Below are 11,945 nucleotides of genomic sequence, written 5' to 3'. Positions count from 1 at the left end.
GTATTTTGAATATTTTTTCACCGAAAAAATTTGCGTTACCACGAAATATAACTAAAATAATCCCAAAAATACGTTCGCTTATATTTTTAAATCAAAAATCTTCAAATGAAGATTTTACTTACATACAGCGACAAACACCTCAGAAACCTTTCATTTTTTTGCCAGCTTAAAGTATAGAATACTAAAAAGGAACTAACCAATGCTTACACATGGCTAATTCCTTCCTCTCTCTAACAGAATAGAGTTATAAACCCAGTCTTCAAATCCTCAATCGAAGTCTCGCTTCTTCTTACCTAAAACTACTTCATACCTCTGAACTCACATCGCATAAGACTCTATTAAGCACTGAAAACTTCCTTACATAAGTAGTTCCTCTATTCCTACTAAATAGAAACATGTTATACACCAGCTCTTCTACTTACCTATAACCATTCCATATCTCTGGTCTCAACATCGCATAGGACTCTATTAAGCACTGACCCGCTCAACACTTGGCTAGAGCTTCTATTCCGGCTAAATAGAAGCTTTTAAAGTACTAACTTATCAACTAAACCAATTAGCTCTTGAATATCTGGCTTACTTACTTGAGCATTTGCTCCTACAGCTTCACCTTTATGGAATAATTCATTTGTAATTAATGAAGAGAAAATAATAACTGGTAAACGATTCATTACTTCACTATCCTTAACCACTTTCGTTAAATGATGTCCATCCATTTTTGGCATTTCAATATCCGTAATTAGCAAGTGAATATGTTCAAACATTTTCTCGCCTTGCTCTTTCGCTAATTTTTCAATTTGCGCTAACGCTTCTGCACCATTGCTGAAGAAGTTCATTTTCGTATATCCAGCTGATGATAATGTTTCTTCTAATATTTGGCGAAGCATCGCTGAATCTTCTGCAATATAAATTACTTTTTCAGCTCGGTCTGTTTTTTGTTCTAACCCTGCAATTGATTTATTGTCATAACCAGTACCGCTAATTTCACATACAATTTTTTCATAATCTAATAGCAAGATGATTTTTCCATCTAGTTTTACAATACCAGATGTCGTTTCTTCTAGTCCCATAGATAATGAAGCTGGTTCATCAATTTGTTCCCACGAAATACGTTGAATACGATGCACTTCATCAACGCGGAAAATAACTTTCATTTGGTTTAATTCTGAGATGATAAATTTCGTTTGATCAAGCGGCTTTGTTGACTTTAAATTAAGAGCCATTGCCAAGTTAATAACAGGTAAAATTTCACCGCGTACTTGAACAACACCTTCAACTGCATGATGAGATTCTGGCACAGTTGTAACAGGGAATGGATTAATGATTTCACGTACTTTCATTACATTAATACTAAATAGGTTTTCACCAACAGTGTACGTAACAATCTCTAATTCATTTGTTCCGCTTTCTAATAAAATACTTTGTGCTTGTGACATAAAGGTGTCGCTCCCCTTCCATTAATTCCGTATATCTAATTATTAAGCTTTATAAAAGCGAAAAAGTCAACTACCTATATAAAAAATATAGATAGTCGAACGATTCATTTTATTAAAAAACAATTAATCTTGTATAAACGAAGCAAGTGCCTCTAATAACACTTCTTGTGCTCCTACAATTTCCGTCGGCATTGCTTCCCATTTTTTCGAAAGCTCCGTCTCTACTCTTATTCTCAGCTCAGAATTCATTTCTGCTAGCACATATTCTTTCGTTGCTATATCAACATCAAGTAGCGCGAGTGCATATAATTCCGGGTCATTTATTTTTTCGAATAATCGTTTTAATACCACCGGTGCTATATGTTTTAATTTTTCAATATGAATTTCCTTATCCGAAAATAGTAACTCATATTGAATAAACGTAACATTTTCTTTAATCACTTTAAAATAGCAATTATTTTTTTTATCATTCACAAAATAACCGTTTGGATCGGCAATAACACTCTCTACTTTACGGATTAAATCTGGCAAACTATTCGCCGCCATTACAGTCCGCTGCTCAACCTCACTCGGCGAAATGAATGTAACGCGATACTTATTTTGCGCCATCCTCCTCACCTCTCCTTTTATAGAAATTCAGTCTAATTGTATACTACAACTACCTTAAATTAACTTAAAACTATTTCATATTACCACTTCTTACACTACCACATTACTCTAGTAACGCTACATATCTCTGGTCTTACACATAGGTCGGGACTCTATTAGGCACTAACCGCTCCAAAACATCGACAGGTCCTCTCTCAAAACCTAAAAAGTACTTCTAAGAACTTTTCAATAACTCTATGTTATTAAACCAAAACGCTATTTGCTGATCCGTAATATTTGGCAACATAACAAAAAACTCACGACACTTCATCTCATCCTTAAACAGTTGATACTTCCAAACGCTATCGCTACCAACACTTATGAAATAAAACTCATGGATACGGCCAATGATTGCTTGTTTTTCGCCAAATGAATACGGAGGCACTTGCTTAATTTCAAATTGATCTGGTAAATATACATGCTCTTCTCGTTCTATTTTTAATACTTGCTCGGCAAGTTCACGTTTATTTTCGAAAAAAGGCAATTGTAAAATTCGCTCTTGTCTTGTCATACGAATAAAAAACCCTTTCTACTCCATTACATTTTTTCCATGCGATATATTATCGAATTAAGTTTACAACTTCATTTAATACTTCATCTGAAACTTTAATTACTTTCGCATTTCCTTGGAATCCGCGTTGGTATAACATTAAGTCAACGAACTCTACAGATAAATCTACGTTTGCACCTTCTTGTGCACCACCGCGTACTTTACCTGCACCATTTTGACCAGATGCACCAAGTGCTAAAATACCTGTTGTATTCGTCGCTGTATAGTTACCATTACCTGTTTTCATTAGTCCGCCTTCGTTCGGGAACATCGCAACAGCTAATTGACCAGCTGATTTCATACTTCCATCAGAATATTTTACCATTACATATCCACCGTCAGCAATGAAGCAATCTTTAACCGTCGCTGCTGCTCTACCATCTACGTCTGTTACTGATAATGTTTTATCTGTTGGATGATTTGTTAAATGACTTAAGTCTAATTTTATAGAGCCGCCATCAAATGGAATATTGGCTCCTTGCTCTTTCGGATTTGGATTTCCAACAGCATCAAATGTCATATTACCACCTGCACCTTGAACATCTTTAAACTCTGTTTCTTTTTTCGAGTCATTGCGCATTTGTACTTTATATGTATAATTATGTTCACTTGTTTGTTTAAACTCTACACGCATTGTCCATGTATTCCCCGCATTATCATATACTGGTAAATCTTGTGTGATTTGTTTTTCACCAGTTGGAATATTACCTTTAATTGTCCCTTTCGATGTTCGAATACCACCAATTGCTGTTCCCATTGGAATTTGCAACGGTCCTGGAATTCCAGATAAATCAACCTCACCAGTTGCCTCATTCGCAGGGTATGCAAACACGTATTGACCTTCAGTATTCGTAATATAGTAATCTGAAGATATCCCAAACGTACCTTTACGAGTAAATTCCATATTTCCGCCTTTTGAATCACCTACAACGAAGAAACCATTACCTTCCATTGCTGCTTGTGTTTTGCCACCTGTTAACGTAATTGTACCATCACTATAATCCGTAACCGTACCACTCATTTTCACACCGTTACCAATACTTTTCGGATTCGTTCCTGCGTATTTACCGTCACCTTTTGCACCAATCGAATTGTTATATAGTAAATCATCAAACATTGCTTTTTGTTTTTTATAACCTACTGTTTGTGCATTGGCAATATTATTTGAAGTTACACTTAATGCATTTTGTGTTGCATTCATTCCTGTAATACTTGTATATAACGCTTTAATCATAACGTATGGACACTCCTTATGAATTTGTAGTTTTTACTTCTTCAGTTACTTTTTGATCGTCTTTCTTTGCGTCTTCTGGGTTCGTTTCCCCAATTGGTTTATCAGACACTCTCTCAACGAAACGAAGAGATACAACCTTATTATTAATAACGAGCTGTACATCGTTATTTTCCGCAAGGCGAACCGTTTCTACTTGACCGGTTACTTTGTTTCCGTCACCGTCAACACCTCTTACGTATTTACCTAAAAACTTCATTCCACCATCAAGTGCTGTTGAATACATCGTTGATTGCAGCTTATCTACTGCTTTCGTCATATTCTGTACTTGTTCCATAAGAGATAACTGTGCTGTCTGATTCATCATTTGATTCATATCCATCGCATTAAATGGATCTTGATGTTGGAAACTTGATAAAAACAATTTTAGGAAATCATCTTTCCCCATTACCCCAGGAGTCTTTTGCGCTCCTGCAGAAACTCCATTACTTTGTTGCACTGGCGATTGTACACCATTAACAGGTACATTACTTTTTTGCGCTCCTGTTTGTAACGGAATATGATTTGTACTCGTTGTATTTAATCCAACTGTTGGCACACTTTATTCCTCCAATAATCCCGCAAATTCTGTTGATTGTTGTTTTTCATGATTTGTATTTGCTAATTTCTGTTTTTGCCTTTGCTCTTGTTCTCGCTGTTCTTTACGATTTTCATCTTTATCTGAATAGCTAATTTGAATATTGATTTCTTTTTCTTTTAACTTTAATTTCAATTCATCAAAAATGATTTCAACACGTTTTTTCGCATCGTGTTTTTCCATTTCTACGTGAACGTCAATTTGATCTCCGTGTTTTTTCATAAACACTGTTAATGTACCAAGTTTTTCTGGATTTAACTGGAATAAAACACGTTCTTGTTTCACTACAAATTTTTGCAGCGCTTCTACTTGCGCTTCCATTTTCTTTCCTAAGTCAGGTAATGACACTTTCTCAGCACCACTATTTGATTTCCCTACTTGTTCGGTACTCGTCGTTTTATTTAATAACTCTGCACCTGTAGAGCTCGAATCATTTAATGCATCAACCTCTGGCAACTCTACCTTTGCATCATCGCTCTCACCTTTCGGAAGATCTACGTCTTTAAACTCTTCTTGTTTCTTTGCAATATTACAAGTTTCTGTTTCTACAACCTTCAATGCTTGCATCATTTGCTCCGGCATCTTCATTTTGTCTAATACCATTTGCATTGTATCTTCTAAACATATAGCATTTTTGATATTCATATTTGAAAGAAGTTCTTGTAATTGTTGTAATTCAGCTGCAGGTAATTCATTAAGTTTAATATTGCCGTATTCTTTATATAGCTCTTGTATTTTTTGTATGTATTGATATAACAATTCCGGCTGCACATGTAATTGCTCAATTGCAACCATTTGCTCAGATACAGCTAATAACAACTGTTCTGTCTCTTTTTTTTCTTCTTTCTTTACAATTGGTTCTTCTTTCGTTACCGATGGTTTAGAAAGGTTATATTCTTTTTTCTCTTCTTTTGGTGCTTCTTCTCGTTTCGTTTTCTCCGTTTTCGGCTGCTTTTTATTTTCGATTCTCATCGTACGATCGAATGAAGAATCTTCATTTTTTGATTGTATTTCTAGCCCTTTTTCTTTTTGCGAAGGTAAACTTTGTTGCACCGGTAATACAGACTGTATCACTACATTCACCTCATCCATTCATACACATTTTCAAATCCAGAAGCATTTTTTCTTCCAGCTTTTCTTGTGCTTTCGCAAGCTTTTTGCAATCTTCTTGATACATCTCATCAATGACACGTTCTTTTTCTTTTACTTGCTCTAAAAGGCTTTCATTTTTTTGAATAAAACCTTCTGTTTTTTTAATTTTTCGATTCCATTCTTCTATTCTTTCAGGTGAAAACGTATGTGAAGAAAGCATGCCAGCCATAATACGTTGCCCAGTTTGTACGACTTTACTACGCGATTTCACAACATATAAATCATATTCTTTTTTTTGTTCTATTTTTCTTTTTTCAGCTGTTAATTCATACACTTCTTTTAAAATATGTTCTTTTTCTTGATTTATTTGCAATTTTATTGTGTCGTACTGCTGTTTATCCACCTGTTTTCATAGCCCCTTCCTATTATAACGTTCTCTTTTTCTATTATATAGTTTTTTTCCAAAAAAATCTGTGAAATATTAAAAAACAAAAAAATAAGACCTCTTGGGCAGAGGCCTTATACTATATGGTGTATCGCTTCAACGATATCATCAAATTGGAAACTATCCGATCGGCCTTGCTTTAAAAATGTATTTATGCCTTCTACTTTATTTTTACATTCAAAAATATAAGCATTTTCTTCATTTTCTTGAATCGTTCCTAACTTAAAATACAATTCATTTTCTTTATAAATTGATAAAATTTTCCTCATTTCATTTGCAAGTTGCCAATGATGTGGCGACACGATTTCTTCCATAATCCTACTTACTGAATCTAATACTGAAATTGCAGGGTAATGACTAAGCGTTGCAAGCTCACGCTTTAATACAATATGTCCATCTAAAATACCACGTGCTAAATCTGGTACAGGACCATTTAAATCGTCCCCATCAACAAGCACCGTATAAATACCTGTTATAGATCCCTTTTGCGTTTTTCCGGACCGCTCTAACAGCTTCTTCATATAACTTTCCATTAACAGTGTTTTACCACCAATCGGTAGCTCTTTTACAGCAATATCCACGCTTCTACGGGCATCGGCAAAACGAGTAACAGAGTCCATCATAAGTAATACGTTATTGCCTTGATCACGGAAGTATTCAGCAATAGACGTTGCGAGTTTCGCTGCACGAAGTTGCATAAGGTGACTTTCATCTGACGTCGCTACAACAACGACGCTTTTTCGCATCCCTTCCTCGCCTAACTCTTTTCGAATAAAGTCTTTTACTTCCCGGCCACGTTCTCCTACTAAACTAATAACGTTTATATCAGCTTTTGCATTTTTTGCTATCATTCCAAGTAAAGTAGATTTACCAACACCTGACCCAGCAAAAATACCAATCTTTTGACCGATACCAATTGTTAGCATAGAATCAATTGATTTTATTCCTGTTTCAAATACATCGGTAATCTCTTCACGTTCAAATGCATGTATAGGCGGTGCATCTAGTTTTATTTTCTGTAATGGAATGTTTTCAGCTTCCTCATTTAATACTTCACCATTTGCACTTAACACTTTTCCGAGTAAGTGATTACCACGTGGTACAACAACATCTTCTGAAATTAAAGTCACTGAATCTCCATAACATACTTTTTCTGTCTGTTCAAATGGAAGTAGCATATTATTTTCTTTTTCAATGGCAATCACTTCACATAAGACCTTATGTTCTCCAACGAAGCAAACATCTCCAATCTTCGCTTTCGGCCCTTTTGCTACGAAAAACTGTTCTTGTACACTATGAACTTTGCCTACTTTCGTATACAGTGGTGTTTCAATGAACTTATTCCATTTTTCGTTCTCATTCATTAACAGACGGCTCATACATTTTGCTCCTCAAATAACTTCTCTTCTTCCCATTTCTGACGAAGTTTCGCAAATATAGGTGCAAATTTAAATTCAAAGAACTCTTTCTCTTCTTCCAGAACAAATTCACCAAACTGCAAGGAGAAATCATATTTCCATTCTACTAATTGTAGTAACCAATATTCTTTCGTATTTTCCTTCTCTTCTTGAATACGTTCAAACGTTTCTGGATGTACTGTAATGATTAATTTTTCAAATGAAGTTGGCAATGTTTGCACGATGCCAGTTAAAATAGGTAACACATCAAGCGATCGTGAATCTACCGCTTGATTCACGATTTTTTCTGCTAGATGAAAAGATTGATCCCATAATAACTCTGTCCATTCATATGCTGTTTCTTGTTGTTCTTTTTGAAACTGCACACGCGCTGCTTCCATCTGTTCCATTTGTTCATGAATATGCATTTGAAATTGTTCTTTATCTTGTAATAACTGCTGCCGCTCTCGTTCTAGCATTTGCTTCTCTTGCCTTAGCTGATTCATTTCCATATGTAATGACTCTTGCTGGGCGCGAAGCTCTGCATGATCAGCTTGTAATTCTTCCTCTTCTATTTGAACTGAAGCTGGTTTTGGAAATTGTAATTCATACGTTTCTTCAGAAAAAGAAACAGAATTCTTCGGAATTCTGTTTTTAAATAAGGACATCCTCTTCACCTCTTTGAACGATAATTCTTCCTTCTTTCTCTAGCTTTTTCACTGTACCAGTGATCGTTTGCTGTGCTTTTTCAGCATCCGTCATCTTAAGCGGTCCTAAGCCATCTAATTCTTCTAGAATCATCTCTTTACGGTTTGAAGACATACATGTAAATAGTTTCTCTTTAATTTCTTCTTTTGCAATTTTAAGTGCTTTCGCAAGAACACCGTTATCTGTAATTTCTTCTAATACACGGCGAAGCGCAAGATCTTCAAGACCAAGTAAGTCTTCAAAGACAAACATATTTTCTTTAATTTTCTCAGATAACTCATAATCGACTTCATCCAGCTTTTGAAAGACTGTTTTTTCAACACCACGTGAAACATTATTTAAAATGTTTACGATTGTTTTCAAGCCATCAGTTTTATTAATTGCACTGAATGCCATATTATTTAATTTCGATTTTAACAACTCACCAATTTGATTAATTAATTCACCATCAACTTGTTCTAACTTCGCAATACCCATTACCGTCTCTACTCGTTTATGATCTGGCAATCTCTCAATTAATTGAGAAGCAAGCTGCGGTTTAATATAAGAAGCGATAATTGCAATTGTTTGTGGTGATTCATCATTAAGCACTGTAAGAAGTGGCTCTAAATCTGTAAGTGAATTTAAGAATTCAAATGGATTATCTTTGTTATACCAAAGGTCTTCCAATAATTTTTCCAGTTCGTCTTCTGGCATGTTTTTAAATATGCGACGAATGTATTCTTTATCTGGAGTGACTAAGTTCAATTCTTTTACATTTAGTTCATATAAGAACTCTCCCAGTACATTTTCTAACGTTTCTGGTTTATATACACGAAACTTCGCGATTTCACGAAGTAATACTTCTTTTTCCTCAGCTGTCATATATTCAATGACTTTTGCTGCCACCCCTTCTTCTAATGTACGAATAAGGATGGCAGCTTTTTCTTTGGAGGAGATTTCATCTAACATCGTTGTTCCTCCCTTACTGTCCGTTTAGCCATTTTTTAATTACTTTTGCAGTACCTTCTACATGTTCTTTCGTAGCATCCTGCACTTGTTCATCTAACGTTGGTTCTTTCGGTTCTTCTGGTTCAGGTTTTGGCTCTGGCACTATTTTTTCTTCAGGAATTTCCAAGATACTTTCATTACTTGCAGCAACTTCATCTTCTGCTAAGTATTCTTCATATTCCTCTTCTTCTTCTTTCTTTCTCTTACGTCTTGCTAATAAGAACCATACTAGACCACCGATCGCTAATAAGCCAGCTGTAATTCCACCGAATAACCACCAGTTCATGCCACTTTTTTCTGGCTCTTTCTCTTTTTCGACTTTCGGCTGATCGAACTGAACAGTTACAACGTTAACTTGACCATTTATAAAGTTACCGTTCGGATCAGCTTGAAGTCCTGCCGCTGTTCCGATTGCTTCTTTAAAAGTTGTCATATCCATTCTACGTTTTACTAGCGTATCATTATCTACCCATACAACAACATTTGTTTTCGTTAATTCTGGGTGTTTCTTAATTGTTTCAACTGTTTTATCTATTTCATAGTTTTCGATTTTGTTACCATTTTTATTATCATAGACAACTTTACCATTTTGATTATTGTTCGTACCGTAGTTTGGCACTTCACCGTTCGCTGTAATACCAGCACCTTGCTTCGGATCTGCCCCTTCTTGCGCAGTAGAGCTTTCCTCTTGCTCTTGTTTACTACGAAGTACACCTTTATCACCATATTTCTCTGACTGACGTGTAACTTCATCGTAGTTTACAGATACTTTCGTATTCACTTTATATTCATTCGGTTTAAACATCGTCATTAACGTTGCATCAATATCTTGTTTTAATTTACCTTCAAGTTGGTGCTGCATCTCTACTTCTTTCTCATAAGAAGAAGAACTACTAGAATGTGCTTCATCTGTCCCTTTTGAGATAACACCTTTTTTACTATCAATAACGCTTACTTCTTCTGCCTTTACACCAGGAACTGCTGCACTTATCATTTGCTGTATACCTGCAACTTGATCAGCTGTTAACAATTGGCCACGCTTCACCCCAATTGTAATCGCCGCTGTTCCTTTTGCTTTTTCTTCATCAAAAATTGTCTCTTTTTCAGGCAATGTAATTTGAACATTTGCCGTTTCAACTGTCGCAAAGTTTCTTACAATATCTTGCTCCAATTGCTTCTTCGTACCGACAATTTGCTTCATTTTTTTATCTTGCTCACTTGAACCGAGCGAGCTTTCTAATAAAATTTCCTCACCGCTTTTAGAATTAAACGGTAAGCCCATCCCATTCATTTCTTTTCGAACCCATGGAGCATCATTCTTTTGCACACGAATCGAACCATCGGTCGCTAATTGATAATCGACACCTAACTTCGATAATTCTGCTGTAATCTCTTGTTTATCTGTATCATTTAAATTTTGATATACAACAACATATTTATCTGGCAAGGTGAAGTATAAAAGTGCTCCTGTTACAATCGCTAAAAGCGCAGCACCAATTACTAACTTATGCCACGTTTTTAACGATCGGATAACATTTTTCATCTTTTCCATTTAAACACACCCGTCCACTTTCCTAAATTTGCATATTAATTAGTGACTTATAATTTTCAATAAGATTATCACGTACGAGAGCAGCTGTTTTCATTTGAGACTCAGCTTTCTTTTGCTGAATTAAAACGTCATGTGTTTCTCCTACCCCTTTAGTTAGTAAATCATATACTGCTGTTTGCGCATTGTTTTGCGTTTGATTCATATCTTCCAATAAATCAATAAACTTTTTCCCCTCAACTACAGATGTTTGAGAAGTTTTCGGTGCACCAATTGACTGAATTGCTCCAAATGGTTGTGTATGTAACATTGGTTGGATTTTCATATTACTATCTTCCCCCTTATCCTCGGCCGATTTCTAAATCTTTATCAAGCATTTTTTTATTCGCATTTAATACACTCGTATTTGCTTCATACATTTTTTGAGCAACCATAACATTCGTCATTTCAGCAGTTACATCAATATTTGGATAACGTACATATCCTTCTTCATTTGCGTGCGGATGCGTCGGATCATACACTAAATTTTCCGTTTTGTCTGCTTCAATACTTTTTATCTTTACTCCGTTAGTAGGAGCCCCATCTAACATACTTGCAAAACTATTGTTTGATTCTAGCACCACACTACGACGCTCATATAAATCTGTCCCCGGAGCCGCCGTCGTATTTGCATTTACAATATTGTTAGAAGTAACTTCCATCCACTTTCTCGCTGTCGTTAGCCCTGAGCCACTTGCATTTATTGCCTGAAACATCCGTTGTCTCTCCTTCTACCTTTAACGTCCGCGTGCCGCTTGGTTAATTGCATATTGTGTATTAATTGCGTTAATTGAAATACCGTATAACTGATTTGTTTTCATTAAATCTAGCATTTCTGTCGTTACATCCACACTATTTCCGTCTTTATTCGTTTGCATTGATTTTGTTTGAATCTTTGCATATGTATTTTTCGTATTTACTGTCGGCAAGTGCATTTCATTCGTTTGATATAAATCTGGATTACTCTTTAAATCAGCCGCATTGTTTTTATATAATGCACTACTTTTATTCATCTGCTCAGCAAATGTTACATCTTGTGCTTTATAGCCAGGTGTATTTGCATTTGCAATATTACTAGAAACAGTATTTCGTTTCGTCACTAAATAATTCATATAATGGCTTACATCACTCACTAAATCTGGCATATTCCACACCCTTTCTTTTCTAAATTAATAATCCACTGATAGAAGTTTCACTTCATTATTTATTTTCTTATATGCATT

14 protein-coding genes are annotated in these 11,945 nt (G+C 35.4%); all 14 read right to left on the bottom strand.

Going from position 1 to position 11,945, the window contains the following annotated elements:
- Positions 1-527: 527 nt before the first annotated feature.
- Positions 528-1,436 (bottom strand): chemotaxis protein, encoded by a 909-nt coding sequence (locus DN403_RS09785; RefSeq protein ID WP_000075943.1) that lies wholly within the window; start codon positions 1,434-1,436, stop codon positions 528-530.
- A 123-nt stretch (positions 1,437-1,559) separates the two neighbouring features.
- Positions 1,560-2,045 (bottom strand): hypothetical protein, encoded by a 486-nt coding sequence (locus DN403_RS09780; protein WP_016077903.1) that lies wholly within the window; start codon positions 2,043-2,045, stop codon positions 1,560-1,562.
- A 214-nt stretch (positions 2,046-2,259) separates the two neighbouring features.
- A complete protein-coding gene (locus tag DN403_RS09775) occupies positions 2,260-2,595 on the bottom strand; it encodes a DUF3964 family protein (protein ID WP_000198167.1) in 336 nt (111 codons plus the stop codon).
- A 49-nt stretch (positions 2,596-2,644) separates the two neighbouring features.
- On the bottom strand, positions 2,645-3,868 hold the full coding sequence (locus DN403_RS09770; RefSeq protein WP_000588324.1) for a flagellar hook protein FlgE: 1,224 nt from the start codon (positions 3,866-3,868) through the stop codon (positions 2,645-2,647).
- Positions 3,869-3,884: 16 nt separating this feature from the next.
- The gene (locus DN403_RS09765) at positions 3,885-4,463 is read right to left on the bottom strand and encodes a flagellar hook assembly protein FlgD (RefSeq protein WP_001143485.1); all 579 of its coding nucleotides are present in this window, start codon (positions 4,461-4,463) and stop codon (positions 3,885-3,887) included.
- A gap of 3 nt (positions 4,464-4,466) precedes the next feature.
- Positions 4,467-5,576, bottom strand: coding sequence for a flagellar hook-length control protein FliK (locus DN403_RS09760; RefSeq protein WP_016098028.1), 1,110 nt, complete (start codon positions 5,574-5,576; stop codon positions 4,467-4,469).
- 10 nt (positions 5,577-5,586) lie between these two features.
- Positions 5,587-5,997 (bottom strand): hypothetical protein, encoded by a 411-nt coding sequence (locus DN403_RS09755; RefSeq protein WP_000360855.1) that lies wholly within the window; start codon positions 5,995-5,997, stop codon positions 5,587-5,589.
- A gap of 116 nt (positions 5,998-6,113) precedes the next feature.
- Positions 6,114-7,418, bottom strand: a complete 1,305-nt coding sequence (gene fliI, locus DN403_RS09750; RefSeq protein WP_016077906.1) for a flagellar protein export ATPase FliI — start codon at positions 7,416-7,418, stop codon at positions 6,114-6,116.
- Positions 7,415-8,104, bottom strand: a complete 690-nt coding sequence (locus tag DN403_RS09745) for a FliH/SctL family protein (RefSeq protein ID WP_016082179.1) — start codon at positions 8,102-8,104, stop codon at positions 7,415-7,417. Before DN403_RS09745 ends, fliI begins: the two co-directional genes overlap by 4 nt.
- Positions 8,091-9,095, bottom strand: coding sequence for a flagellar motor switch protein FliG (fliG, locus tag DN403_RS09740; RefSeq protein WP_000883364.1), 1,005 nt, complete (start codon positions 9,093-9,095; stop codon positions 8,091-8,093). Before fliG ends, DN403_RS09745 begins: the two co-directional genes overlap by 14 nt.
- Positions 9,096-9,108: 13 nt before the next feature.
- Positions 9,109-10,686: a flagellar basal-body MS-ring/collar protein FliF gene (fliF, locus tag DN403_RS09735; protein WP_042597514.1), complete on the bottom strand. Its 1,578-nt coding sequence runs from the start codon at positions 10,684-10,686 to the stop codon at positions 9,109-9,111.
- A 22-nt stretch (positions 10,687-10,708) separates the two neighbouring features.
- Positions 10,709-11,008, bottom strand: a complete 300-nt coding sequence (gene fliE / locus DN403_RS09730) for a flagellar hook-basal body complex protein FliE (RefSeq protein WP_000701672.1) — start codon at positions 11,006-11,008, stop codon at positions 10,709-10,711.
- A 16-nt stretch (positions 11,009-11,024) separates the two neighbouring features.
- Positions 11,025-11,438 (bottom strand): flagellar basal body rod protein FlgC, encoded by a 414-nt coding sequence (flgC, locus tag DN403_RS09725; RefSeq protein ID WP_000484685.1) that lies wholly within the window; start codon positions 11,436-11,438, stop codon positions 11,025-11,027.
- 21 nt (positions 11,439-11,459) lie between these two features.
- A complete protein-coding gene (gene flgB, locus DN403_RS09720) occupies positions 11,460-11,867 on the bottom strand; it encodes a flagellar basal body rod protein FlgB (protein WP_016077909.1) in 408 nt (135 codons plus the stop codon).
- Between the last annotated feature and the right edge of the window lie 78 nt (positions 11,868-11,945).

The organism is Bacillus sp. AY2-1 (assembly GCF_008368965.1).
Classification (GTDB): domain Bacteria; phylum Bacillota; class Bacilli; order Bacillales; family Bacillaceae_G; genus Bacillus_A; species Bacillus_A thuringiensis_S.
Note: the sequence above shows the minus strand (reverse complement) of the source record. Positions and strands in the feature narration are given on the sequence as shown.

Bases quoted from the DNA above. Each gene is read 5' to 3' on its own strand.
- DN403_RS09785 (WP_000075943.1), bottom strand. From the start codon at position 1,436: ATGTCACAAGCACAAAGTATTTTATTAGAAAGCGGAACAAATGAATTA.
- DN403_RS09780 (WP_016077903.1), bottom strand. From the start codon at position 2,045: ATGGCGCAAAATAAGTATCGCGTTACATTCATTTCGCCGAGTGAGGTT.
- DN403_RS09775 (WP_000198167.1), bottom strand. From the start codon at position 2,595: ATGACAAGACAAGAGCGAATTTTACAATTGCCTTTTTTCGAAAATAAA.
- DN403_RS09770 (WP_000588324.1), bottom strand. From the start codon at position 3,868: ATGATTAAAGCGTTATATACAAGTATTACAGGAATGAATGCAACACAA.
- fliI (WP_016077906.1), bottom strand. From the start codon at position 7,418: ATGAGCCGTCTGTTAATGAATGAGAACGAAAAATGGAATAAGTTCATT.
- DN403_RS09745 (WP_016082179.1), bottom strand. From the start codon at position 8,104: ATGTCCTTATTTAAAAACAGAATTCCGAAGAATTCTGTTTCTTTTTCT.
- fliG (WP_000883364.1), bottom strand. From the start codon at position 9,095: ATGTTAGATGAAATCTCCTCCAAAGAAAAAGCTGCCATCCTTATTCGT.
- fliF (WP_042597514.1), bottom strand. From the start codon at position 10,686: ATGGAAAAGATGAAAAATGTTATCCGATCGTTAAAAACGTGGCATAAG.
- fliE (WP_000701672.1), bottom strand. From the start codon at position 11,008: ATGAAAATCCAACCAATGTTACATACACAACCATTTGGAGCAATTCAG.
- flgC (WP_000484685.1), bottom strand. From the start codon at position 11,438: ATGTTTCAGGCAATAAATGCAAGTGGCTCAGGGCTAACGACAGCGAGA.
- flgB (WP_016077909.1), bottom strand. From the start codon at position 11,867: ATGCCAGATTTAGTGAGTGATGTAAGCCATTATATGAATTATTTAGTG.